General features: G+C 71.5%; 20 protein-coding genes. 17 read left to right on the top strand and 3 right to left on the bottom strand.

Annotated features, from left to right (window positions below):
- Positions 1-36 precede the first annotated feature (36 nt).
- Positions 37-585, bottom strand: coding sequence for a YciI family protein (locus K1J60_RS07240; protein WP_220645451.1), 549 nt, complete (start codon positions 583-585; stop codon positions 37-39).
- A gap of 229 nt (positions 586-814) precedes the next feature.
- Between K1J60_RS07240 and K1J60_RS07235 the strand changes: the two genes are divergently transcribed.
- The 17 genes from K1J60_RS07235 to K1J60_RS07155 all read left to right on the top strand — a co-directional run bounded on the left by K1J60_RS07235 (position 815) and on the right by K1J60_RS07155 (position 22,153).
- Entirely contained in the window at positions 815-1,753 is a 939-nt protein-coding gene (locus K1J60_RS07235; protein WP_033529733.1) for a beta-ketoacyl-ACP synthase III, read from the top strand.
- A 218-nt stretch (positions 1,754-1,971) separates the two neighbouring features.
- Positions 1,972-2,646, top strand: coding sequence for a GntR family transcriptional regulator (locus K1J60_RS07230; protein ID WP_220645450.1), 675 nt, complete (start codon positions 1,972-1,974; stop codon positions 2,644-2,646).
- Positions 2,647-2,971: 325 nt separating this feature from the next.
- Entirely contained in the window at positions 2,972-4,153 is a 1,182-nt protein-coding gene (locus K1J60_RS07225; RefSeq protein WP_220645449.1) for an ROK family transcriptional regulator, read from the top strand.
- Positions 4,154-4,293: 140 nt separating this feature from the next.
- Positions 4,294-5,835, top strand: a complete 1,542-nt coding sequence (locus tag K1J60_RS07220; protein WP_220645448.1) for a sugar ABC transporter ATP-binding protein — start codon at positions 4,294-4,296, stop codon at positions 5,833-5,835.
- Positions 5,832-6,851 (top strand): ABC transporter permease, encoded by a 1,020-nt coding sequence (locus K1J60_RS07215; protein WP_220645447.1) that lies wholly within the window; start codon positions 5,832-5,834, stop codon positions 6,849-6,851. The genes K1J60_RS07220 and K1J60_RS07215 overlap by 4 nt, the downstream gene beginning before the upstream one ends.
- Positions 6,852-6,887: 36 nt before the next feature.
- Positions 6,888-7,925, top strand: a complete 1,038-nt coding sequence (locus tag K1J60_RS07210; RefSeq protein ID WP_220645446.1) for a substrate-binding domain-containing protein — start codon at positions 6,888-6,890, stop codon at positions 7,923-7,925.
- 104 nt (positions 7,926-8,029) lie between these two features.
- A complete protein-coding gene (locus K1J60_RS07205; protein WP_220645445.1) occupies positions 8,030-9,415 on the top strand; it encodes a Gfo/Idh/MocA family protein in 1,386 nt (461 codons plus the stop codon).
- An 11-nt stretch (positions 9,416-9,426) separates the two neighbouring features.
- The gene (locus tag K1J60_RS07200) at positions 9,427-10,431 is read left to right on the top strand and encodes a sugar phosphate isomerase/epimerase family protein (RefSeq protein WP_220645444.1); all 1,005 of its coding nucleotides are present in this window, start codon (positions 9,427-9,429) and stop codon (positions 10,429-10,431) included.
- A 93-nt stretch (positions 10,432-10,524) separates the two neighbouring features.
- A complete protein-coding gene (locus K1J60_RS07195; protein ID WP_220645443.1) occupies positions 10,525-13,017 on the top strand; it encodes a PQQ-dependent sugar dehydrogenase in 2,493 nt (830 codons plus the stop codon).
- 9 nt (positions 13,018-13,026) lie between these two features.
- On the top strand, positions 13,027-14,451 hold the full coding sequence (locus K1J60_RS07190; protein WP_220645442.1) for a ThuA domain-containing protein: 1,425 nt from the start codon (positions 13,027-13,029) through the stop codon (positions 14,449-14,451).
- A gap of 129 nt (positions 14,452-14,580) precedes the next feature.
- A complete protein-coding gene (locus tag K1J60_RS07185) occupies positions 14,581-15,765 on the top strand; it encodes an inositol-3-phosphate synthase (protein ID WP_220645441.1) in 1,185 nt (394 codons plus the stop codon).
- Positions 15,762-16,889, top strand: coding sequence for a sugar phosphate isomerase/epimerase family protein (locus K1J60_RS07180; RefSeq protein WP_259407601.1), 1,128 nt, complete (start codon positions 15,762-15,764; stop codon positions 16,887-16,889). The genes K1J60_RS07185 and K1J60_RS07180 overlap by 4 nt, the downstream gene beginning before the upstream one ends.
- Positions 16,886-17,590 carry an EboA domain-containing protein gene (locus K1J60_RS07175; protein WP_398683139.1) on the top strand — a complete coding sequence of 235 codons (705 nt, stop codon included), beginning with the start codon at positions 16,886-16,888 and terminating at the stop codon, positions 17,588-17,590. The genes K1J60_RS07180 and K1J60_RS07175 overlap by 4 nt, the downstream gene beginning before the upstream one ends.
- On the top strand, positions 17,590-18,438 hold the full coding sequence (locus tag K1J60_RS07170; RefSeq protein ID WP_220645440.1) for a TatD family hydrolase: 849 nt from the start codon (positions 17,590-17,592) through the stop codon (positions 18,436-18,438). The genes K1J60_RS07175 and K1J60_RS07170 overlap by 1 nt, the downstream gene beginning before the upstream one ends.
- Before the next feature lie 3 nt (positions 18,439-18,441).
- Complete coding sequence (eboE, locus tag K1J60_RS07165) at positions 18,442-19,611, top strand: metabolite traffic protein EboE (protein WP_220645439.1); 1,170 nt, start codon at positions 18,442-18,444, stop codon at positions 19,609-19,611.
- A gap of 16 nt (positions 19,612-19,627) precedes the next feature.
- Positions 19,628-21,022, top strand: coding sequence for a nucleotide pyrophosphatase/phosphodiesterase family protein (locus K1J60_RS07160; RefSeq protein WP_220645438.1), 1,395 nt, complete (start codon positions 19,628-19,630; stop codon positions 21,020-21,022).
- An 87-nt stretch (positions 21,023-21,109) separates the two neighbouring features.
- Positions 21,110-22,153 (top strand): sugar phosphate isomerase/epimerase family protein, encoded by a 1,044-nt coding sequence (locus K1J60_RS07155; protein WP_220645437.1) that lies wholly within the window; start codon positions 21,110-21,112, stop codon positions 22,151-22,153.
- An 84-nt stretch (positions 22,154-22,237) separates the two neighbouring features.
- On the opposite strand, the gene K1J60_RS07150 is transcribed toward K1J60_RS07155, so the two are convergent.
- Together K1J60_RS07150 and K1J60_RS07145 are read right to left on the bottom strand one after the other, a co-directional pair.
- Entirely contained in the window at positions 22,238-23,626 is a 1,389-nt protein-coding gene (locus tag K1J60_RS07150; protein ID WP_220645436.1) for an OFA family MFS transporter, read from the bottom strand.
- Positions 23,627-23,744: 118 nt separating this feature from the next.
- Positions 23,745-25,889 (bottom strand): acetate--CoA ligase family protein, encoded by a 2,145-nt coding sequence (locus K1J60_RS07145; protein ID WP_220645435.1) that lies wholly within the window; start codon positions 25,887-25,889, stop codon positions 23,745-23,747.
- Position 25,890: the final 1 nt, after the last annotated feature.

Genomic DNA, 25,890 nt, shown 5'->3' with positions numbered 1-25,890 from the left:
CGGCCCGTGCGGGTGGGAGCGGAGCCCTCCGATCCGTCAGCGTCGTCCGCCGAACTCCCAGTCGTGGACCTCGATGTCGGCGTACCGGTCCGCGGTCAGCACGGCGCGCGCCGTGGCCGGGTCCGGGGCCCTGAGCAGCACCGCCGTCCCCAGCCACGTGGCGCCGTCGTCGGACAGCAGCGGCCCGTACGCGATCAGATCGTCCCGCCCGCACGGCACGTCGACGTCGGCGGCCTCCCCCGATCCCAGGCCGAGCACCAGATACCGGTTGCCGCCGCTCCGGCCACCGGGGAATTCCCCCATGGTGCGCCCCAGCAGGTTGCGCCACCGGCGCAGCAGGACGTCCCGGTACGCGCCGGCCTGGTAGTTGGGCTCGTCGAAGGCGAACGCGCGGGCGGCGGCGGGATCGGGCAGGTCGACGATGTGCACGCTGCCGGTGGGGGTCTCACCGTCGTCGGCGAAGGTCGGACCGCGCGCGATCAGCTCCTTCGCGTACCCGTCCATGTAGGACCAGTGCGCTTCCAGCAACTCCTCGCGCAACGGGAGCGATCCGAGCCGGTCGCGGTGATAGCAGAAGTACTCCATGGGCCCGACCCTCCACCACACCCGCAGGCGCGTCCCCCTCCCGCTCTGTGAGCCTTCTCACGAAGCGGTCACCGCAACAGACTCGCGGCGTTTCCGGAAGCCGACGCGGCTCTGACAGAAGCCCACAACTCGGGCCACGCTTTACTGTCGCCTCACCCGTCCTCGTACCGGTGAGTCACTGATCAGACTGGTGGATCCCGCTGACCACAGGCAACGAGGGGAACCACCCATGAACGGCTCGCGAATCGCCGCCGTCGGCCACTACCAGCCCGCCAAGGTCCTCACCAACGAGGACCTGGCCGGCCTGGTCGACACCAGTGACGAGTGGATCACGAGCCGCGTGGGCATCCGCACCCGGCACATCGCGGGACCCGACGAGCCGGTGGACGAGCTGGCCGGGCACGCCGCCGCCAAGGCGCTCGCCGCCGCCGGACTCGGCCCGGAGGCCATCGACCTGGTCGTGGTCGCCACCTCCACCGCCGTCGACCGCTCCCCGAACATGGCGGCCAGGGTCGCGAACCGGCTCTCCATCCCGAACCCGGCCGCCATGGACGTCAACGTCGTCTGCGCCGGGTTCACCCACGCCCTCGCCACCGCCGACCACGCCGTGCGCGCGGGCGCCGCCACCCGGGCGCTCGTCATCGGCGCCGACAAGATGTCCGAGGTCGCCGACTGGACCGACCGCACGACCTGTGTCCTCGTCGGGGACGGGGCGGGCGCGGCCGTCGTCGAGGCGGCGGAGGAGCCCGGCATCGGGCCGGTGCTGTGGGGGTCGGTGCCCGAGATGGGCAACGCCGTACGGATCGAGGGCACGCCCGCCCGCTTCGCGCAGGAGGGGCAGAGCGTCTACCGCTGGGCCACCACCAAGCTGCCGCCCCTCGCCCGTGCCGCCTGCGAGAAGGCCGGGCTCGTGCCCGCCGACCTCGCCGCGGTCGTGCTCCACCAGGCCAATCTGCGCATCATCGAGCCCCTCGCCGAGAAGATCGGCGCGGTGAACGCCGTCGTCGCCCGGGACGTCGTCCACTCCGGCAACACCTCGGCCGCCAGCATCCCCCTCGCCTTCTCCAAACTCGTCGAACGCGGTGAGATCTCCTCCGGCGACCCCGTGCTGCTGTTCGGCTTCGGCGGCAACCTCTCGTACGCGGGACAGGTCGTCCGCTGCCCCTGAGCTGGGCGGTCGTGACGCGGTGACGGCGATGTGACGAGTCCGACCCTCCATCGGGCTGGCCCTTGTGGGCCGTAGACTGTAGACGAAAGACAATCCATACTGGCTGTGACTTGGGAATTCCCGTTCTTCCCGTTCTTCCCGTTCTTCCTGTTCTTTCCAGTGCGGGCCGTCGACTTTCCGTGTGCAGTACATCCAGTGGTGCTCTGGAGGGGGACCCGATGTTGTCCACAGGACTTCCGCAAGGGGCCGTGCCCAAGCTCGAACGCCCCGGTCCGCTGCGCGACCGTGTCTACGAGGCCCTGCTCGAACTCATCACCACACGCGCGCTGCGCCCCGGCCAGCACCTCGTCGAGAGCGAACTCGCCGGGCACCTCGGGGTGTCCCGGCAGCCCGTCCGCGAGGCCCTGCAACGCCTCAACACCGAGGGGTGGGTCGATCTCCGGCCCGCGCAGGGCGCGTTCGTGCACGAGCCGACGGAGGCGGAGGCCGACCAACTCCTCACGGTCCGCACCCTGTTGGAGGCCGAGGCCGCCCGCCTCGCCGCGGCGAACGCCGGTACGGCGGGCATCGCGGCCCTGGAGGAACTCTGCGCGGAGGGCGAGCGAGCCGTCGAGGCCGACGACGTCGACGCGGCCGTCGCCCTCAACGCCCGCTTCCACGCCAAGGTCATGGAGCTGGCCGGCAACACCGTCCTCGCCGAACTCGCCGCCCAGGTCGACCGTCGCGTCCGCTGGTACTACACCCCCGTCGCCCGCCGGCGCGGCCACCAGTCCTGGATCGAACACCGCGACCTCATCACGGCGATCTCGGACCGCGACGAACAGAGGGCCACGGAGGTCATGCGGGCCCACACGGAGCACACGCGGAAGACGTACCACGAGCGGGAGAAGTGACCGAGGCGCGGGTGGCGGGCGGACATCGGTGACGCCGTAACCGCAGTTCGCCGCCGGCCGTCGTCGCCCGCCGTCGCCCGTCCGGGAAGCCCCGTACCCTCTCCGGATCCTCGTCCACGTGCCCCGCGGCGCGGGGTGGTCCGGCGTACCGCCGCGAGACCCTTTGTCCTGTCAGTGGAGAAAGTTGGCGGCAATCTGTGCGTGACTTCTTCCCAGCCCCGGCAGCCGCTGCTACGTTCCCCTGCGAAAGGTCGGTCGCGGTGATGCGGCCGACAACCCGACGGACGTAGCGGCCGGTTGAGGCGGGGAGGGGCTTGTGAGACGTATGACGGCTCGACCCGCGAACGCGCATCAGGCACGGCTGCTGCGGCTGTTGCGGGACGGTGGCCCCAACTCACGGGCCCAGCTCGGCGATCGGGTGGATCTCTCGCGGTCGAAACTGGCCGTGGAGGTGGACCGGCTCCTGGAGACGGGACTCGTCGTGGCCGACGGGCTCGCCGCCTCGCGCGGTGGCCGCCGGTCGCACAACATCCGGCTGGCTCCCCAACTGCGTTTCCTGGGCGTCGACATCGGCGCCACCTCGATCGACGTGGCCGTCACCAACGCCGAGTTGGAGATCCTCGGCCACATCAACCAGCCGATGGACGTGCGGGAGGGCCCGGTCGCCGTCTTCGAGCAGGTGCTGTCCATGGCGGCCAAGCTGAAGGCCTCCGGCCTCGCGGAAGGGTTCGACGGCGCCGGCATCGGCGTCCCCGGACCGGTCCGCTTCCCGGAGGGCGTCCCGGTCGCCCCGCCGATCATGCCGGGCTGGGACGGGTTCCCGGTCCGCGAGGCGCTCAGCCAGGAACTCGGCTGCCCCGTCATGGTCGACAACGACGTGAACCTCATGGCGATGGGGGAGCAGCACGCGGGCGTGGCCCGCTCCGTGGGCGACTTCCTCTGCGTCAAGATCGGCACCGGCATCGGCTGCGGCATCGTCGTCGGCGGTGAGGTCCACCGCGGTACGACGGGCAGCGCCGGCGACATAGGGCACATCCTCGCCGTACCGGACGGCCGCCCCTGCGCCTGCGGCAACCGGGGCTGTCTGGAGGCCCACTTCAGCGGCGCCGCGCTCGCCCGCGACGCCAAGGAAGCCGCCCAGCACGGGCTTTCGGCGGAACTCGCCTCGCGTCTGGAGACCAACGGCACCCTGACCGCCGTCGACGTGGCCGCCGCGGCCGCTGCCGGCGACGCCACCGCGCTCGACCTGATACGCGAGGGCGGCAACCGCACCGGCCAGGTCATCGCCGGGCTCGTCAGCTTCTTCAACCCCGGCCTGGTGGTGATCGGTGGTGGGGTGACCGGCCTCGGCCACACCCTGCTCGCCGCCATCCGCACCCAGGTCTACCGTCAGTCACTGCCCCTCGCGACCGGCAATCTGCCCATCGTGCTGGGGGAGTTGGGGCCCACGGCCGGAGTCATCGGCGCGGCCCGTCTCATCAGCGACCACCTGTTCTCACCCGCGTGAGCCCTCTCCCGTTCGCACTCGCCTAGGCCCTGTTCCGCCCGGGCCCTCCAGCACAGCGCTCTGCCTCGCCCTGCCCGAAACGCCTGCCCAGCAGACGGATTCGCCCTGAAACCGGCCCGCACGCCCGCCAAGGGGAACTCATGGCACCAGAACCACCGCTGCTCACCATGTCCGGCATCACCAAGTCGTTCCCCGGAGTCCGGGCCCTGGACGGCGTCGACCTCGACGTCCAGGCCGGAGAGGTCCACTGTCTGCTCGGCCAGAACGGCGCCGGGAAGTCGACCCTGATCAAGGTCCTGGCAGGCGCCCACCAGCCCGACGACGGCACCATCACCTGGCGCGGCGAACCCGTCACCCTGAAGTCCCCGATCGCCGCCATGCGCCTCGGCATCGCCACCATCTACCAGGAACTCGACCTGGTGGAGGGCCTGTCGGTGGCCGAGAACGTCCACCTCGGACACGAGCCCACCGCCGCCGGCTTCGTCGTACGGGGGAAGGCGGCGCGGGCGTCGACGGCCGCACTGCTGAGGCGACTCGGCCATCCGGAGGTCGATCCGGCGCGGCTGGTCGGTGAGTTGTCGGCCGCCCAGCAGCAGATCGTGTCCATGGCGCGGGCCCTCTCCCACGACGTACGGCTGATCGTGATGGACGAACCGTCGGCCGCGCTCGACCCGGACGAGGTCGACAACCTGTTCAGGATCGTCGGCGACCTGACCGCCGACGGGGTGGCCGTCGTCTACATCTCGCACCGCCTGGAGGAGATCCGCCGGATCGGCGACCGGGTGACCGTACTGAAGGACGGGCGGGCCGTGGCGGGCGGGCTGCCCGCGAAGTCCACGCCGACGCGCGAGGTCGTGGCCCTGATGACCGGACGCAACGTCGAGTACGTCTTCCCCGACCGGCCGCCCGCGCCCCCGGCCGCGGTCGAGCCCGTCCTCCAGGTGCGGGGACTGGCGCGTGCCGGGGAGTTCGAGCCGTTCGACCTGGAGGTGCGGCCCGGCGAGATCGTGGGGCTCGCCGGACTCGTCGGTTCGGGACGCTCGGAGATCCTGGAGACGATCTACGGCGCCCGAAAGCCCACGGCCGGTCACGTCAGTGTGGACGGGCGGCAGTTGCGGCTCGGCAGCGTACGGGCCGCCGTACGGGCCGGGCTCGGGCTCGCCCCCGAGGAGCGCAAGGCGCAGGCACTGCTGATGCTGGAGTCCGTCACCAGAAACGTTTCCGTGTCGTCGATGTCCCGCTTCGCACGCGTCGGCTGGATCGACCGAGGCGCCGAACACCGTGCCGCGCGAGCCGCGACCCGTGAGCTGTCCCTGCGCCCCGACAACCCCGCCGTACCCGTGCGCACGCTCTCCGGGGGCAACCAGCAGAAGGCGGTCCTCGCCCGCTGGCTGCTGCGCGGCTGCCGGGTCCTGCTGCTCGACGAGCCGACCCGGGGCGTCGATGTCGGAGCCCGCGCCGAGCTGTACGCCGTGGTCCGCCGACTCGCCGACGAGGGGCTCGCCGTACTGCTGGTCTCCAGCGAGGTGCCCGAAGTCCTCGGCCTCGCCGACCGGGTGCTCGTCCTGCGCGAGGGCCGGGTCGTGCACACCGCGCCCGCCCGTGAACTCGACGAACACCGTGTCCTCGACCTCGTCATGGAAGGAAGCCCCGTGGCCACAGAAGGGAGCCCGGCGTCATGACGCAGCCCGTGTCCCCGCCCAGGGACAGCATCGACAAGGCCCCCGCGGCTAGCGGGCCCCCGGCCTGGCGGACCATGCTGTTCCGGGCCGACGTCCGCACGCTCTCCCTCCTCGGCGTCCTCGCCGCGCTGATCCTCATCGGCGGCGTCACCAAGCCCGACGAGTTCCTCGACACCCGCAACCTCCAACTCGTGCTCACCCAGGCCTCGGTGATCGGCGTGGTCACCGTCGGCATGACGTTCGTCATCACCTCCGGCGGCATCGACCTGTCCGTCGGCGCGATCGTCGCCCTGGCGTCGGTCTGGGCGACGACCGTCGCCACACAGGAGTACGGCTTCGTCGGCATCCTCTTCACGGCGGTGATCGTCGGCGTCGGCTGCGGCCTGGTGAACGGGCTGCTCATCGCGTACGGCGGGATGGTCCCCTTCATCGCCACCCTCGCCATGCTGGCCTCGGCCCGCGGCCTGGCCCTCCAGATCACCGACGGCAGTACCCAGGTCGTCACCGTCGACGCCATCCTCGACCTCGGCGAGCGCGACGCCTACGTCCTCGGGATCCCGCCGCTCGTGCTGGTCTTCGCACTCGTGACGATCATCGGCTGGCTGGTGCTGAACCGCACGACCTTCGGCCGGCGCACGGTCGCCGTCGGCGGCAACGCGGAGGCGGCCCGGCTCGCGGGCATCGACGTCCGCCGCCAGCGGCTCTATCTGTACCTGCTCTCCGGACTGTGCTGCGGCATCGCCGCCTTCCTGCTGATCGTGCTCTCCGGCTCGGGCCAGAACACCAACGGCAACCTCTACGAACTCGACGCCATCGCCGCCGCGATCATCGGCGGCACCCTCCTCAGCGGTGGCCGGGGCACCATCACCGGCTCCGTCCTCGGCGTCCTGATCTTCACCACGATCACCAACATCTTCGCCCTCAACAACCTGCAGAGCGACGTCCAGCAGATCGCCAAGGGCGCGATCATCGTCGCCGCGGTCCTGGTCCAGCGACGCACGGCCAGCACGACCTGACACACCGAAGAGCCGACACGCGAAAGGTCCACCGCCATGCCAGAGTTCACCAGCCGCAGAGGACTGCTCTTCGGGACCGCCGCCGTCTCGGCCGGCGCCCTCCTCGTGGGTTGCACCAGCAACGAGACCAAGGACGATCCGGCGGCGAACGACCAGCCGGCCGCCGACGACAAGCCCGGCAAGGCGGTCACCATCGGCTTCGCCGGACCGCAGGCCGACCACGGCTGGCTCAACGCGATCAACCAGAACGCCAAGAGCCGCGCCGAGCGGTACGAGGACGTCACCCTGGAGATCACCGAAGGGTCGAACGACACCGCCCAGCAGATCGGGCAGATCGAGACCCTCATCAACAAGAAGGTCGACGTCCTGGTCGTGCTGCCCGCCGACGGCAAGGCGCTCACCCAGGTAGGTCTCAAGGCGATGCGGGCCGGTATCCCCGTCGTCAACCTCGACCGCATCTTCAACTCCCCGCAGGCGTACCGCTGCTGGATCGGCGGCGACAACTACGGCATGGGCCTCAACGCCGGCCACTACATCGGCGAGAAGCTCAAGGACAAGGGCGACGCCAGGGTCATCGAGCTCGCCGGGCTGGACAACCTGGAGCTGACCAAGCAGCGCACCCAGGGCTTCGACGACGCCCTGAAGAACTACCCGAACATCAAGAAGGTGGCCCGGCAGGCCGCCGAGTTCACCGTCGAGTCCGGGCAGGCCAAGATGGCCCAGCTCCTCCAGGCCCAGTCGGACTTCGACGCCCTGTGGAACCACGACGACGACCAGGGTGTCGGTGCCCTGCGCGCCATCGAGCAGGCCGGGCGCGACGACTTCCTGATGGTCGGCGGCGCGGGCGCGCTCTCCGCCTTCCAGGCGATCAAGAAGGACGACGGCGTGCTCAAGGCGACCGTCCTCTACCCGCCGACCATGGCCGCCTCCGCGATCGACCTCGCCCGCGCCCTCGGCCAGGGCAAGGGGGTCGGCGGCCTCGCCGAGTTCGAGATCCCGTCCTCGCTGACGCTGTACTCGGCCGTCGTCGACAAGGACAACGTCGACCAGTACATGGCCACCGGCTTCAAGTGACGGGTCCCGCCCGACGGGCCCGGGCCGGGTCGACGCGGGACACGGCCCCGGGCCGCCGAGTCGGGCCCCACCCCCCACCGCGCCACCACGAGGAGGACACACGCATGGGACAGCCGCAGCAGCCCGACCAGGCCGAGGCGGAGGAGCCAGCAGCGCCGGGGCCCGACGCGGGGGCCGGGACCGTTCCCCGTGCCGGTGCCGGTGCCGGTGCCGGTGCCGGTGCCGTGGCCCCGCCCGCCGGTCCGAGGGACGGCGACGGTCCTCGCGTCGGGTACCGGCCCGCCGGGCTCGCCGGTGTGACGGAGAAGCCGCAGCTGCGGGTCGGGATGGTCGGCTACGCCTTCATGGGCGCCGCGCACTCGCAGGGGTGGCGCACGGCGGGACGGGTCTTCGACCTGCCGCTCACCCCCGTGCTCGCCGCCGTGTGCGGGCGGGACGGTGACGCGGTGCGGGCCATGGCGGACCGGCACGGGTGGGCGGGGACGGAGACCGACTGGCGGCAGTTGATCGCCCGCGACGACATCGACCTCGTGGACATCTGCACCCCCGGCGACAGCCATGCCGAGATCGCCCTCGCCGCACTGGCCGCCGGCAAGCACGTGCTCTGCGAGAAGCCTCTCGCCAACACGGTCGCCGAGGCGGAGCAGATGGCGGCGGCGGCCGAAGAGGCGTACGCGCACGGCGGGTTGGCGATGGTCGGCTTCAACTACCGCCGGGTGCCCGCCACCGCGCTCGCCCGCCGCATGGTCGCCGAGGGCCGGCTGGGGTCTCTGCGGCACGTGCGGGTGACGTACCTTCAGGACTGGCTCGTGGACCCGGAGTTCCCGCTGACCTGGCGCCTGCGCAAGGAGTCCGCCGGTTCCGGGGCGCTCGGCGACCTGGGCGCCCACATCGTCGACCTCGCGCAGTACCTGGCGGGGGAGCCGGTGGTCGGGGTGTCCGCGCTGATGGAGACCTTCGTACGCGAACGGCCCCTGCCGGCCGGGGCGTCCAGCGGCCTCGCGTCCTCCGGTGGCACCGCCGGCCGGGGCGCGGTCACCGTCGACGACACGGCCCTGTTCACCGGTCGCTTCGCCTCCGGAGCCGTCGCCTCCTTCGAGGCCACCCGCTTCGCCACCGGCCGCAAGAACGCCCTGCGCATCGAACTCAACGGTGAACGCGGCTCCCTGGCCTTCGACCTGGAACGGCTCAACGAACTCGCCTACCACGACCACACCGAGCCCGCCGCCCACGCCGGCTTCCGTCGCATCCTCGTCACCGAGCCCGACCACCCCTACCTGGACGCCTGGTGGCCGCCGGGGCACGGCCTCGGGTACGAGCACACCTTCGTCCACCAGGCCCGCGACCTGGTCCACGCCGTCGCCGCGGGCCGGCGGCCCGAGCCGTCGTTCGCCGACGGGCTGCAGGTGCAGCGGGTGCTCGCGGCGGTCGAGGAGAGCGCCGAGAAGAACTCCGTCTACACCCCGACCCACACCCCCACAGCGGTCTGAGGAGACCCGACATGCCGCGCGACTTCACGCTCTTCACCGGCCAGTGGGCCGACCTGCCCCTCGAAGAGGTCTGCCGCCTCGCCCGCGACTTCGGCTACGACGGGCTCGAACTCGCCTGCTGGGGCGACCACTTCGAGGTCGACAAGGCGCTCGCCGACCCGTCGTACCTCGCTTCGCGCCACCAGCTCCTCGACAAGTACGGCCTCAAGTGCTGGGCCATCTCCAACCACCTGGTGGGACAGGCGGTGTGCGACGCCATCATCGACGAACGCCACCGGGCCATCCTGCCCGCCCGTATCTGGGGCGACGGCGAGCCCGAGGGCGTACGGCAGCGGGCCGCCGCCGAGATCGCCGACACCGCGCGGGCCGCCGCCGCCTTCGGCGTGGACACCGTCATCGGCTTCACCGGCTCCGCCATCTGGCATCTGGTCGCCATGTTCCCGCCCGCCCCCGAGTCGATGATCGAGCGCGGCTACGACGACTTCGCGACGCGCTGGAACCCGATCCTCGACGTCTTCGACGCCCAGGGCGTGCGCTTCGCGCACGAGGTCCACCCGAGCGAGATCGCCTACGACTACTGGACGACCCAGCGCGCGCTGGACGCGGTCGACCACCGACCGGCGTTCGGACTGAACTTCGACCCCTCGCACTTCGTGTGGCAGGACCTCGACCCGGTCGGGTTCCTGTGGGACTTCCGCGACCGGATCTACCACGTCGACTGCAAAGAGGCCCGCAAGCGGCTCGACGGACGCAACGGCCGCCTCGGCTCGCACCTGCCCTGGGGCGACCCGCGCCGAGGCTGGGACTTCGTGTCCGCCGGCCACGGCGACGTCCCCTGGGAGGACGTCTTCCGGATGCTCCGCTCGATCGACTACCGGGGCCCCGTCTCCGTCGAGTGGGAGGACGCCGGCATGGACCGGCTCCAGGGCGCCCCCGAGGCCCTCACCCACCTCAAGGCATTCGACTTCGAGCCGCCCACCGCCTCGTTCGACGCGGCCTTCGGCGGCAACGAGTAGCGCTCTCTCCGTCTTCCGGGGTGACGGCGCACCCCGGCGTACCGCACACACCCGTACACCTCCGTACGACCAGCCCCTTACTGGAGGCATTTCGTGCACCCGTACGACGACAACAGACACCCCACCAGCATCTTCGGACGCCGTGGACTGCGCGGACCGATCGCCCTGCTGAGCGGGCTGCTGCTCGCGGGCGCGTCGCTCTCGCTCACCGCGCCCGCGGCGGGTGCGGCCGACGCCGAGCCGAAGGCCGCCGCTGCCGAGGACTTCCAACAGGTCACCCTCGCCAAGGGCGAACCGGAGGTCGGCGAGCCCATGTCGCTCGCCGTCCTCCCCGACCGCTCGGTCCTGCACACCTCGCGCGACGGTGAACTGCGGCTGACCGACGCGGCGGGCAACACCGAACTCGCCGGCAAGCTCGACGTGTACTCCCACGACGAGGAGGGCCTGCAGGGCATCGGCGTCGACCCGGGCTTCGCCGACAACCGCTTCATCTACCTGTACTACGCGCCCCCGCTGAACACCCCGGCCGGTGACGCTCCCGAGACCGGGACGGCCGCGGACTTCGCGCCCTTCGACGGCGTCAACCGGCTCTCCCGCTTCGTCCTGAGGACCGACGGCACCCTGGACAAGGCCAGCGAGACGAAGGTCCTCGACGTCCCCGCCTCGCGCGGCATCTGCTGCCACGTCGGCGGTGACATCGACTTCGACGCGGCGGGCAACCTGTACCTGTCGACGGGCGACGACAGCAACCCGTTCCAGTCGGACGGCTTCACCCCCATCGACGAGCGGTCCCACCGCAACCCGGCCTTCGACGCCCAGCGCACCTCCGGCAACACCAACGACCTGCGCGGCAAGATCCTGCGCATCAAGGTGAACGCCGACGGCTCGTACTCCGTCCCCGACGGCAACCTCTTCGCGCCCGGCACGGACAAGACGCGCCCCGAGATCTACGCGATGGGCTTCCGCAACCCGTTCCGGTTCAGCGTCGACAAGAAGACCGGCATCCTCTACGTCGGCGAGTACGGCCCCGACGCCGGCGCCGCCAACGCCTCGCGCGGCCCGGCCGGACAGGTCGAGTTCGCCCGTGTCACCAAGCCGGGCAACTTCGGCTGGCCGTACTGCACCGGCAAGAACGACGCCTACGTCGACTACGACTTCGCCACCGGCACCTCCGGCGCGGCCTTCGACTGCGCGGCGCCGAAGAACACCTCGCCGAACAACACCGGCCTCACCGACCTGCCGCCCGCCGAGCCCGCGTGGATCCCCTACAACGGCAACTCCGTCCCGGAGTTCGGCGACGGCTCCGAGTCCCCGATGGGCGGCCCGGTCTACGACTACGACGCCTCGCTCGACTCCCCGGTGAAGTTCCCCGAGGCGTACGACGGCGACTTCTTCGCCGGTGAGTTCGGCCGCCGCTGGATCAAGCGGATCAGCAGCGACGCCGACGGCACGGTCCAGTCCATCGACGACGTGCCCTGGACGGGAACCCAGGTCATGGACATGGCCTTCGGCCCGGACGGCGCGCTGTACGTCCTCGACTACGGCATCTCCTGGTTCGGCGGCGACGAACACTCCGCCCTGTACCGGATCGAGAACGCCACCGACGGCCACTCCCCGGTCGCCCAGGCCGCCGCCGACCGCACCTCCGGCCAGGCGAGACTGAAGGTCCGCTTCTCCTCCGCCGGCACCAGCGACCAGGACGGCGACGCCCTCACGTACAGCTGGGACTTCGGCGACGGCGGCACCTCCACGGCCGCGAACCCGACGCACACCTACAAGAAGAACGGGACCTACACGGCGACCGTGACCGCGAAGGACCCCTCGGGCCGCACCGGCAGCGCGAGCGTGCAGATCGTCGTCGGCAACACCGCGCCCGAGGTGACGCTGGAACTCCCGCAGGACGGCCAGCTGTTCGCCTTCGGTGACGCCGTACCGTTCAAGGTGAGGGTGAGCGACCCGGAGGACGGCCGCCCGATCGACTGCGCCAAGGTCAAGGTCACCTTCATCCTCGGCCACGACAGCCACGGCCACCCGGTGACCTCCGCCAACGGCTGCACCGGCACCATCCAGACCAGCGCCGACGGCGGCCACGACGAGAACGCCAACATCTTCGGTGTCCTCGACGCCGAGTACACCGACGGCGGAGGCGGCGGCCAGGCCCCGCTGACCACCCACGACCGACACGTCGTCCAGCCCACCCACCGCCAGGCCGAGCACTACGGCGACTCCTCCGGCATCGCGGTCCAGTCGAAGCCCACGGCCCACGGCGGCAAGACGGTCGGGGACATCGACAACGGCGACTGGATCTCCTTCAAGCCCTACGTCCTCTCCGACGCCACGAAGATCACCGCGCGTATCTCCTCCGGGGGCGCCGGCGGCAAGCTGGAGGTCCGGGCGGGTTCGCCGACCGGCCGTCTCCTCGGCAGCGCGACCGTGCCGGTGACCGGCGGCTGGGAGAACTTCCAGGACGTCACCGCGAACCTGTCCCGCGCCCCGCGCGGCACCACGACGCTCCACCTGGTGTTCAAGGGGACCGGCTCCGGCGGCCTGTTCGACGTGGACGACTTCACGTTCACGAAGCGGTGAGGGGGCGTCATGCCGACGAACGGACGAGGACGCCTGTGGGCCGCGCTGGGTGGCGCCGCCCTGCTGATCGGCGGCGTGTCGGGGCCGGCCGTGTCGGACGAGGCGGGCGGCTCCGGCGGCCGGGGCGGTCCCGGAGGTCCGGGGCAGCACGGGGAGGAGCGCCGGGTGCTGGTCTTCTCCAAGACCGCCGGCTTCCGCCACGACTCGATCCCCGAGGGCATCACGGCCGTACGGGAACTGGGGGCCGCCCACGGCTTCGCGGTCGACGCCACGGAGGACGCGGGCGCCTTCACCGCCCGCAACCTCGGGCGCTACGACGCCGTGGTCTTCCTCTCCACGACCGGTGACGTCCTGAACGCGGCCCAACAGGGCGCGTTCGAGCGGTACATCAAACGCGGGGGCGCCTACGTCGGCGTCCACGCGGCCGCCGACACCGAGTACGACTGGGCCTTCTACGGCGGGCTCGCGGGCGCGTACTTCCAGTCGCACCCCGCGATCCAGCCCGCGACGATCGACGTCGAGGACCACGCCCACCCGGCCACCGCCCATCTGGGCGCCACCTGGAACCGCACGGACGAGTGGTACGACTACCGCTCCAACCCCCGTGAGAGGGCCCATGTCCTCGCGTCGCTCGACGAGTCGTCGTACAGCGGCGGCACCATGAACGGCGACCATCCGATCGCCTGGTGCCAGGACTACCGGGGCGGGCGCGCCTTCTACACCGGCGGTGGCCACACCAAGGAGTCCTTCGCCGAGCCCGCCTTCCGGCAGCACCTGCTGGGCGGCATCCGGTGGGCGATCGGCGAGGCCCAGGCCGACTGCCGTCCGGAGAACGGCTACCGGCCGCTGTTCGACGGCACCGCCGACTCGCTCGCGGCATGGCGACAGGCGGGCCCGGGGTCCTTCACCCTGTCCGACGACGGCACGATCACGTCGTCCGGTGGGATGGGCATGCTCTGGTACGCGGACCGGAGCTTCGGGTCGTACTCCCTGAAGCTCGACTGGAGGATGTCCGGCCCCTCGGGCGACGACAACTCCGGTGTCTTCCTCGGTTTCCCGCCCTCCGACGACCCGTGGTCGGCCGTGAACAACGGTTACGAGGTCCAGATCGACGCCACGGACGTACCCGAGAGGACCACCGGGTCCGTCTACGGCTTCCGCTCCGCCGACATCGGCAAGCGCGACCGTGCGCTGAACCCGCCGGGGGAGTGGAACACGTACGAGATCCGCGTGGAGGGCGAGCGCCTGCGCGTCTGGCTCAACGGCGTGAAGATCAACGAGTTCACCAACACCGATCCGGTACGGAGCCTGCGCGACGGCCACTTCGGCATCCAGAACCACGGATCCGCCGATCAGGTGTCCTTCCGTGACATCCGGATCAAGGAACTGCCCGCGCGGGCCGCCGACAGGGTGGATTCGCCCCCGGGCGACTGAGCGACGGCGGGCGGGGGACGCCGGACCTCCGCCCGCCGTCTTGCCCCTTTCGCTAGCCCCTTCCCCTTCCCTTTTCCCCACGGAGGGTTCCCGGCCCTTCCCACCACTGGCCCGACGAGGAGGCTGCCCATGTCCGCGTCCGTGTCCGTCACCCCACCCAGCGTCGGCGTCTGGCTGATCGGGGCACGGGGTTCCGTCGCCACCACCGTCGTCGCGGGCTGCGCGGCCGTCACGGCGGGCCTGCACACCCCGACGGGCATGGTCACCGAGACCCCTGTCTTCGCCGACACGCGCCTTCCGCCCCTGTCCTCCCTCGTCTTCGGCGGCCACGACACGGTCGACTGCCCCCTGCCCAAACGTGCCGAAGCCCTCGCGGCCGGGGGCGTCCTGCCCCAGGGCCTTCCCGTGGCCGTCGGAGCCGAACTGGCCGCCGCCGACCGGGAGATCAGGCCCGGCGGCCCCCTCCCCGGCGACACCAGGACCCCCGACGAGCTGATCTCCTCCCACGCCGCCGACATCCAGGACTTCGTACGACGCCGGGGGCTGGCCCGGGCCGTGGTGGTGAACGTCGCCTCCACGGAACCGGCGCCCACCGGCGCGGCACTGCCCCCGAGTTCCCTCTACGCGGCGGCGGCCCTGCGCGCCGGCTGCCCCTACGTGAACTTCACGCCGTCGACCGGCCTCCAGCACCCGGCCCTGGCCTCGCTCGTCGCCTCCTGTGGACTTCCGTACGCGGGCCGTGACGGCAAGACGGGCCAGACCCTGCTCCGCTCGGTCCTGGGCCCGATGTTCGCGCAACGGGCCCTGACCGTCCGGGCGTGGTCCGGCACCAACCTGCTCGGCGGTGGCGACGGCGCCGCCCTCGCCGACCCGGCCGCCGCCGCTGCCAAGAACGCCGGCAAGGAGCGCGTCCTGACCGACAGTCTCGGGGCGACCCCCGAGGGCGAGACCCACATCGACGACGTCCCCGCCCTCGGCGACTGGAAGACCGCCTGGGACCACATCGCCTTCGAGGGCTTCCTCGGCACCCGGATGGTCCTTCAGACCACCTGGCAGGGCTGCGACTCCGCCCTCGCCGCTCCCCTGGTGCTCGACCTCGCCCGCCTCCTGGCCCGCGCCCACGAAGCGGGCCTCACCGGCCCCTTGGCCGAGCTGGGCTTCTACTTCAAGGACCCGGTGGGGGAGAGCCCGGCGGCACTGGGGGAGCAGTACGCGGAGCTGACGGGACTGGCGGAGCGACTGCGGGCCGCGGGGCCGCCGCTCGGCGAGCCCGGTGCCGGTCAGCATCCGACGCCGCACGAGGAGACCCGATGAGCGGGGGCCGTCGTCGAGGGCGGGCCGACGCCGACGCGGCCGCCGAAGCCGCTCGCTCACCCCGTCCGCCGCACACGCCCCGACCGCCTCTGCCCTCCCGGCCACTCCAGCCCTCCCCACCGCCTCTGTCCTCCCGGTCACTCCACACCTCCTCCCAGCCGTCCGAGTCACCTCAGCCGACCGCCCCGACCGCCCCGACCGCCCCGACCGCCCCGACCGTCACCTCCCCGACCACCCCCCTCTCCTTCGGCTACGGCACCAACGGCCTCGCCGACCTCCGGCTCGACGACGCGCTCGCCCTCCTCGCCGACCTCGGCTACGACGGGGTCGGTCTCACGCTCGACCACATGCATCTCGACCCGCTCGCCCCCGACCTCGCCGCCCGGACCCGGCGGCTCTCCCGGCGGCTGGACGAGCTCGGTCTGTCCGTCACCGTGGAGACCGGCGCCCGTTATGTGCTGGACCCGCGCCGCAAACACGGCCCCACACTCCTGGACCCCGACCCGGACGACCGCGCCCGCCGGGCCGACCTGCTCGTCCGTGCCGTGCGCGTCGCGGCCGACCTCGGCGCCCACGCCGTGCACTGCTTCAGCGGGGTCACCCCACCGGGCACGGACGAGGACACCGCCTGGAAACGTCTCCCCGACGCACTCGCCCCCGTCCTCGACGCCGCCACCGCCGCCGGTGTTCCCCTCGCGATCGAACCCGAACCCGGTCACCTCCTCGCCACGCTCGCCGACTTCCACCGCCTCCGCGCCGCCCTCGACAGCCCCGCCGTGCTCGGCCTCACCCTCGACATCGGCCACTGCCAGTGCCTCGAACCCCTCCCTCCGGCCGACTGCGTCCGCGCCGCCGCGCCCTGGCTGCGCCATGTGCAGATCGAGGACATGCGCCGCGGTGTCCACGAACACCTCCCCCTCGGCGAGGGCGAGATCGACTTCCCGCCCGTCCTCGCGGCGCTCGCCGCCGTCGACCACCGGGGCCTGACCGTCGTCGAACTGCCCCGTCACTCCCACGCGGGCCCGCACTTCGCCGAGCAGTCGCTCTCCTTCCTCGAACAGTCCCTCACCCTCCGCCACGACGACACGTCCGGCCGCACCGCCCTTCCCGGGAGCAGCTCGTGATCCACCACCACACCCCGGCCGCGCAGACGACCGGTCAGGCCCACCCGGCCCACCACCCGGCCCACACCGCCCTCGCCGACCTGCGCCGCCACCTGGACGCCCATCTCACGGGCGCCGCCCACGCCTGGCTGGGCCGGGCGCTGGACGAGGCCGCCGATCACCCGGACAGCCACGGGCCGATCTCCGCGTGGGAGTTGCGCCTCGCCGAGGCGGGCAGGCGCTGCGGCACCGAGCACGCCGACGCCGTCCGCGTCCTGATCCTGCACGCGGCCCGCGCCGACACCGACGCGCTCACCCGGGTCTACCGCCAGGGCACCGCCGACGAACGCCGCGCGGTCCTGCACGCGCTGCCCCACCTCGTGCCGGGCCCCGAGGCGCTGCACCTCGTCGAGGACGCCCTGCGCACCAACGACACCCGCCTCGTCGCCGCCGCCCTCGGCCCGTACGGCGCCCGCAGGCTGGCCCCGCACCCGTGGCGGCAGGCCGTCCTCAAATGCCTGTTCGCCGGCGTGCGCGTCGACGAGGTCGCCGACCTGGCCCGCCGTGCCCGGGGCGACACCGAACTCGCCCGGATGCTCCGCGCCTTCGCCGAGGAGCGCACCGCCGCGGGCCGTTCCGTACCCGAGGACCTGTACCGCGTCCTGGCCCTGACCGCGCCCCCACCGGCCGCCGAGCACGGCCTCGACGGCGAGGAGTCCTGATGCGCATCTTCGACCCCCACATCCACATGACGTCACGCACCACCGACGACTACGAGGCGATGCACGCGGCGGGCGTCCGCGCGGTCGTGGAACCGGCCTTCTGGCTGGGACAGCCCCGCACGTCGCCGAACTCCTTCGTCGACTACTTCGACTCCCTGCTCGGCTGGGAACCCTTCCGCGCCGCCCAGTACGGCATCGCCCACCACTGCGCCCTCGCCCTCAACCCCAAGGAGGCGAACGACCCGCGGTGCACCCCTGTGCTGGACCTGCTGCCCCGCTACCTGCTCAAGGACCGGGTCGTGGCGGTCGGCGAGATCGGCTACGACTCCATGACCCCGGCCGAGGACCACGCGCTCGAACACCAGCTTCAGCTGGCCGCCGACCACGGCCTGCCCGCCCTCGTCCACACCCCCCACCGGGACAAGCTCGCCGGTCTGCGCCGCACCCTCGACGTCGTACGGGCGTCCGCCCTGCCCGTCGAGCGGGTGCTGCTCGACCACCTCAACGAGACCACCGTCGAGGAGGCCAGGGACAGCGGCGCCTGGCTCGGCTTCTCCGTCTACCCGGACACCAAGATGGACGAGGAGCGCATGGTCGCCGTCCTCAAGAAGTTCGGGCCGGAGAAGGTGCTGGTCAACTCCGCCGCCGACTGGGGCAGAAGCGACCCCCTGAAGACCCGCAAGGTGGCCGACGCCCTGCTCGACGCCGGCTTCGACGAGGACGACGTCGACCTCGTGCTGTGGCGCAACCCGGTCGCCTTCTACGGACTCAGCGGCCGGCTCGACCTCGACGTCACCGCGACGGACGCCACGCACGAGGGCAACAGCATCCTGCGCGGCGGTGAGTGACCGATGCGCTTCCGCCACCCCGACGGCTCCACCGTCCACCTCGCCTACTGCACCAACGTGCACCCGGCCGAGACCCTCGACGGCGTCCTCGCCCAGCTCCGCGACCACTGCGAGCCCGTACGCCGCCGCCTCGGCCGCGACCGCCTCGGCATCGGCCTGTGGCTGGCCAGGGACGCCGCCGCGGCCCTGGTGACCGACCCGTCCGCGCTGCGCGGCCTGCGCACCGAACTCGACCGGCGCGGCCTCGAAGTGGTCACCCTCAACGGCTTCCCCTACCAGGGCTTCGGCGCCGAAGAGGTCAAGTACCGCGTCTACCGGCCGGACTGGGCCGACCCCGAGCGCCTCGACCACACCACCTCCCTCGCCCGGGTGCTCGCCCAACTCCTCCCGGACGACGTCACCGAGGGCACCATCTCCACCCTGCCCCTGGCCTGGCGCACCGCCTACGACGACACCCGCGCCGCCCTGTCCCACACAGCCCTGCGCACCCTCGCCGAACGGCTCGACGTCGTGGCCGAACTGACCGGCCGCTCCATCCGCATCGGCCTGGAACCCGAACCGGGCTGCACGGTCGAGACCACCGCCGACGCCATCGGCCCCCTGACCGACATCGGCCACGACCGCATCGGCATCTGCGTCGACACCTGCCACCTCGCCACCTCCTTCGAAGACCCGCACACCGCCCTGGACGCGCTCACCCGAGCCCGTGTCCCCCTCGTCAAATCCCAGCTCTCGGCCGCCCTGCACGCCGAACACCCCCACCTCCCCGAGGTCCGCGACGCCCTCGCCGCCTTCGACGAGCCCCGCTTCCTGCACCAGACCCGCACCTCCACCGCCGCCGGCCTGCGCGGCACCGACGACCTGGGCGAGGCCCTCACGGGCGACACGCTGCCCGACGCCTCCCCCTGGCGCGCCCACTTCCACGTCCCGCTCCACGCGGCCCCCGCCGCGCCCCTCACCTCCACACTCCCCGTCCTCAAGGCCGCCCTGGCCCACCTGGTCGGCGGCGCCCACCCCCTCACCCGCCATCTGGAGGTCGAGACCTACACCTGGCAGGCCCTGCCCACCGCACTGCGTCCCAGCACCCGCGCCCAGCTCGCCGACGGCATCGCCGCCGAACTCGCCCTGGCCCGCGACCTGTTGACAGACCTCGGACTCAAGGAGCTGCCGTGAACCCCGAGGAGCAGCCATGACCCCGCAACCCGACGCCGGGCCCACCCCTCTCCTCGTCCTGGACGTCGTCGGCCTCACCCCCCGTCTCCTCGACCACATGCCCCACCTCAAGGCCCTCGGCCGGTCCGGCTCCCGGGCCCCGCTCGGCACCGTCCTGCCCGCCGTCACCTGCGCCGCCCAGTCCACCTTCCTGACCGGCACGCTCCCCGCCGAGCACGGCATCGTCGGCAACGGCTGGTACTTCCGCGAACTCGGTGACGTCCTGCTGTGGCGCCAGCACAACGGGCTCGTCGCCGGCGACAGACTCTGGGACGCCGCCCGCCGCGCCCACCCCGGCTACACGGTCGCCAACATCTGCTGGTGGTACGCCATGGGCGCCGACACCGACATCACCGTCACCCCCCGCCCGATCTACTACTCCGACGGCCGCAAGGAACCCGACTGCTACACCCGCCCCCCGGCCCTGCACGACGAACTCACCGCCGAACTCGGCACGTTCCCCCTGTTCCACTTCTGGGGACCGGGCGCCGACCTGGTCTCCAGCCGCTGGATCATCGACGCGACCCGCCATGTCCTCCGCACCCGCCATCCCGACCTGGCGCTCTGCTACCTCCCCCACCTCGACTACGACCTGCAGCGCTACGGCCCCGACGACCCGCGCTCCCTGAAGGCCGCCGCCGACCTGGACAGGGCCGTGGCGCCCCTCCTCGACGACGCCCGCGCGCAGGGCCGTACCGTCGTCGCGCTCTCCGAGTACGGCATCACCCGCGCCGACCGCCCCGTCGACATCAACCGCGCCCTGCGCCGCGCCGGCCTCCTCGACGTGCACACCCAGGACGGCATGGAGTACCTCGACCCGATGGCCTCACGGGCCTTCGCGGTCGCCGACCACCAGATCGCCCATGTGTACGTGCGCCGCGCCGAGGACCTGGACGCCACCAGGGAAGCCCTCATGGACCTGCCCGGGATCGATCAACTCCTCGACGACGAGGGCAAGAAGGCCCATCACCTCGACCATCCACGCTCCGGCGAGTTCGTCGCCGTCGCGGAGCCGGACGCCTGGTTCACGTACTACTACTGGCTCGACGACGACCGCGCGCCCGACTTCGCACGCACCGTCGAGATCCATCGCAAACCCGGCTACGACCCGGTCGAGCTGTTCATGGACCCGCTCGACCCGTGGGTGAAGTTCAAGGCGGCCACGGCACTGGCCCGCAAGAAACTCGGCCTGCGCTACCGCATGGCGGTCGTGCCGCTGGACCCCTCACCTATTCGCGGCAGCCACGGCCGCCTTCCCGCGAGCGACGACGACGGTCCGCTCATCATCTGCTCCACCCCCCGAGCCGTCGGTGACCGGGTGGCGGCCACCGATGTGAAAGCACTCCTGCTCCGACTTGCCGGTCTGTCCTGACCGGTGCCCAGGACCCACGGGTCCTGACTGGTCACCAGTGAAGCACCCACCACTGACAACGCCCTTCCACGCAGAGGAGCCCCAGACATGAGCCGCACCCACCAGCCGGATCCCGAACTCACCCACCGCCTCAGCAGACGAGGCATGCTCGGCGTCGCCGCCGGCGCCACGGTCGCCGCCCTGCTGGGCGCGGCAGCCCCGGCGCAGGCCGCCGCGGACACCGAGTCGGCGGCCGCGGGCAAGGGCCGGGGCCGCCCCGTCCTCCCGCCCGGCCGGCTCGGCATCCAGCTCTACAGCCTGCGCGACAAGGTCTCCACCCTCGGCTTCGCCCCCGTCTTCGCCGAGCTGGAGAAGTACGGCTACGACGAGGTCGAGTTCGCCGGCTACACCCAGGGCTCGGCGGGCCCCATCACCCTCGCCCAGCTGAGGCGCCTGGCCCGCGACCACGGCCTCACCCCGATCGGCAGCCACGTCGGTTACTACGCGAGCGACCCGAACGCGTACACCTTCGCCCAGAACCTCACCAAGGTCCTCGACGACGCCCAGGCCCTGGGCCTCAAGCACATCGGCACCGCCGCCGGTCCCTTCCGCTACGGCATGACCGTCGACGCGATGAAGCGGGCCGCCCACGAGTTCAACACCTACGGCGCGGCGGCCAGGGCGCGGGGCATGAAGTTCTACCAGCACAACCACTCCGAGGAGTTCTCCTTCGCCACCGACAACCCCAAGGTCCGTCTCTACGACGTGCTGCTCCGGGAGACCGACCCCGACCTGGTCTTCCTGGAGATGGACATCTTCTGGGCGTACGTGGCCCAGTTCCGGTTCTCCAAGCGGCCCGACGGCACCTCCGCGCCCTTCGAGCCCCTCGACTACGTCCTGCGCCGCCCGAACCGCTACCCGCTCTTCCACGTCAAGGACGGCGAGAGCGACCCGTCGAACCCCTTCGGCTACCGCATGGTGGACGTCGGCGACGGCGACATCGACTACCAGAAGTTCATCTCGGCCGTCACCCGGCTGAAGGGCCACCGTCTCGCCCACCACTGGCAGGCCGAGCACGACAACCCCGCCGAGTCCTTCACGTTCGCCCGCCGTTCCAGCGAGCACCTGCACTCGCTGCGGGAGAAGTGCTGACCGACGCCGGGCGACAACGGCAGCAGGCGGCCGCCCCGTGGTGCGAGACCACGGGGCGGCCGCATGCTGCCGTACGCGAGGGCGTCAGGCCACTTCGTCACCGAGCGGACGGGGGTTGGGAGTGATCCGACGGTTGCGGGGCCGCCCCGGTGGGTGCAGGAAGACCGCCACGCAACCGGCGAACAGCGAGATGGTACCGGCGAGCAGGAAGGCGCCCGCGTAGTCCCAGGCGCCCACGACCACGGCGCCCATACCGGAGCCGAGCAGACCGGAGACCAGCTTGGAGCTGTAGACCAGACCGTAGTTGGAGGCGTTGTTGTTCTCGCCGAAGTAGTCCGCGGTCATCGCCGCGAACATCGGGAAGATGGCGCCGCCGCCGAAGCCGGAGATGCTGGAGAACACCAGGAAGAGCGGCAGGTTGCCGATGTTGCCGGACCACAGGATGCCGTACTGGGACAGGCCCAGCACGATGCACACGAAGATCAGGCACTGCTTGCGGCCGTAGCGGTCGGAGAGCCAGCCGATCACACCGCGTCCCGTGCCGTTGACGATCGCCTTCAGGGACATGGCGGTCGCCACGATCCCGCCCGCGAACCCCGCCTCGTTGCCGAACGGCACCTGGAAGGCGATGCCGAAGATGTTCACACCCGAGGTGCACAGCAGACAGAACCACATCAACGCGACCCGGCCCGTCCGCCAGGCCTCGCCCGGCGTGTACTGCTTCACGGCGGGCGGGTTCTTCTCCAGCGCCCGCCGCGCGCGCGGGTCGTCCGGCTTGCGCAGTGGGTCGACCTCGGCCGGCCACCAGTTCTTCGGCGGGTCCTGGAAGAAATAGCCGGCCACGGCGACGACCGTCGCGAGGAACACACCGACACAGACGAGCACCCAGCGGAAGTTCGTCAGGTCCATGTACCCGGTGAAGATGAACACGAAGGGCACCGAGCCGTAGGCGAAACCGCCGTTGACGAAGCCGGTCTTGCCGCCCTTACGCTCCGGGTACCACTTGCCGACCATGTTCACGCAGGTCGCGTACACCATGCCGGCGCCCATGCCGCTGAACATGCCGAAGCCGATGTACGCGACGACGACGTGCGGTGCGAACGCGAGGGACACGTACCCGAGCAGGGTGCCCACGGCGCCCAGCATCATCGCCCAGCGGGCGGGCAGTTTGCCGTTCTCACGGAGCTTGCCGGCCGGGAAGGCCACCGCTGCCTGGAAGAACACCCAGACGCCCAGCATCCAGAAGATGTGCTGGTTGCTCCAGCTGTGCGCCGTGTGCAGGGTCTCCTCGGCGGACGCGAACGCGTACTCCGCCGAGCTGATGCCCATCATGCCCACCCACGGCAGGATGACCATCCACTTGCGTTTGCGGCCCATGATGTCCAGGTCGGACTCGCCGATCCGGTACATCCGGCCGCCTGCGTCCGTCACCTCCCGGTAGGGGACGGGTGTGGAGATGTCAGTTGTCGCCATGTCGATCGAACCCTCCGCGTGGAAGAAGTCTGGCCAGCGCCCCCTGTCCGTGCTTCTTTGCGCCGGGGCCCGCGGTGAGCGGTCGCCGCGGGCCCCGTGGTTCGAGCCGTCGCTCAGCTCATCGACCGCCCCCCAACAGTCCCGCCGCCCGGGCCCAGCGGTACTTCGCGCCGAGGACGGCCACGGGCTTCTCGGTCGTGTACGGGTACGCCACGACCCCCCGCTCGAAGAGGTACTGGCAGGCCTCCTCCACCTCGACGTCGCCCGCGAGCGACGCGACGACCGGCTTCTCGACGCCGCGCTCGCGGAACTCGGCCACCACGCGCGCGGTGAGTTCCGCGAAGACCATCGGTGGGGTGACGATGGTGTGCCAGTAGCCGAGGACGAGCGCGTGGATGCGCGGGTCCTCCAGGCCCAGCCGGATCGTCGCCTCGTACGTCGACGGCGGCTCGCCCCCGGTGATGTCGACCGGGTTGCCGGCCGCCCCGAACGGCGGGATGAACGTCCGGAACGACGCGTCGAGGTCCGGCGGGATCTCCATCAGGGTCAGCCCGTTGTCGGTCACCGCGTCCGACAGCAGCACGCCACTGCCGCCGGCCCCCGTGATGATCACGACGTTGTCGCCCCGCGGAGCCGGCAGCACCGGCAACGCGCGCGCGTACTCCAGCATGTCGTTCAGCCCCGGCGCCCTGATGACACCCGCCTGCTTGAGGATGTCCTCGTACACGGCGTCGTCGCCCGCGAGCGCGCCCGTGTGCGAGCCAGCTGCCTTCGCCCCGGCCGCCGTACGGCCCGCCTTCAGGACGACGACCGGCTTCTTCGGGACGGTCGCCCGCGCGGCCTCCACGAAGGCCCGCCCGTCCTTCAGATCCTCCAGGTGCATGGCGATGCACTCGGTGTGCGGGTCCTCGCCGAACCAGGTCAGCAGGTCGTCCTCGTCCAGGTCCGACTTGTTGCCGAGCCCGACGATCGCCGACACCCCCGTCTTCGTGGTGCGCGCGAAGCCCAGGATGGCCATCCCGATGCCGCCGGACTGCGAGGTCAGCGCCACCCCGCCCTTGACGTCGTACGGCGTGCAGAACGTGGCGCAGAGGTCCTGCCAGGTCGAGTAGTAGCCGTAGATGTTCGGCCCGAGCAGCCGGACGCCGTACCGTTCGGCGATCGCCACGATCTCGCCCTGGAGTTCGTGCTCGCCGGTCTCCGCGAAACCCGACGGGATCAGTACGGCGTTGGGGATGCCCTTGCGGCCCACCTCCTCCAGAGCCGCGGCCACGAACTTGGCGGGGATCGCGAAGACCGCCACATCCACCTCACCGGGAACGTCCGTGACACTCTTGTACGCCTTGCGGCCCAGAATGTCATCGGCCTTGGGGTTCACCGGATGGATCTCCCCGGCGAAACCCCCGTCGACGAGGTTGCGCATCACCGAATTGCCGATCTTGCCCTGCTCGTTGGAAGCCCCGATCACGGCGACCGACGACGGCTGCATCAGCCGACGCATCGACGTGAGGATCTCCTCGCGCGTGTACCTTCGCCGCGGCTTCGGCACCGACTCCGCGAGGATCACCCGGATGTCCGCCGCGACCGCCCCCTCCGGGGTCGCGATCACCGGGTTGAGATCCACCTCGGCGATCTCCGGGAAGTCAGCGACGAGTTCGGAGACCCGGCGGATCTGCTCGGCGATCGCCCACCGGTCCACGGCCGGCGCCCCGCGCACCCCGTGCAGGATCTCCGCCGCGCGGATCGAGTCCAGCATCGACAGCGCCTCGTCCGCGTCGACCGGCGCGAGCCGGAACGTCACGTCCTTGAGGACCTCCACCAGCACGCCGCCGAGCCCGAACGCGACGACCTTCCCGAACGTCGGGTCCGTCACCGCGCCGACGATGACCTCCTGCCCCTTCGGCAGCAGCTCCTGCACCTGGACGCCCTCGATACGGGCGGCGGGCGCGTACGCGCGCGCGTTGTCGACGACGGTGTGGAACGCGGCCCGTACGTCGGCCGCGCCCTCCACCCCGACGATCACACCGCCCGCGTCGGTCTTGTGCAGGATGTCCGGCGACACGATCTTCATCACCACCGGCCCGCCGAAGCGCGCCGCGTACGACACCGCCTCCTCGACGTCCCGCGCCAGTTCCTCGCCGGGTACGGCGATCCCGTACGCGTCGGCGATCACCTTGCCCTCGGGAGCGGTCAGCGCACTGCGGCCCTCGGCCCGTACGGCGTCGAGGAGCGTGCGCACCCTCAGCACCCGGTCTTCGGCCATC

The organism is Streptomyces akebiae (genome assembly GCF_019599145.1).
GTDB classification, from domain to species: domain Bacteria; phylum Actinomycetota; class Actinomycetes; order Streptomycetales; family Streptomycetaceae; genus Streptomyces; species Streptomyces akebiae.
Note: the sequence above shows the minus strand (reverse complement) of the source record. Positions and strands in the feature narration are given on the sequence as shown.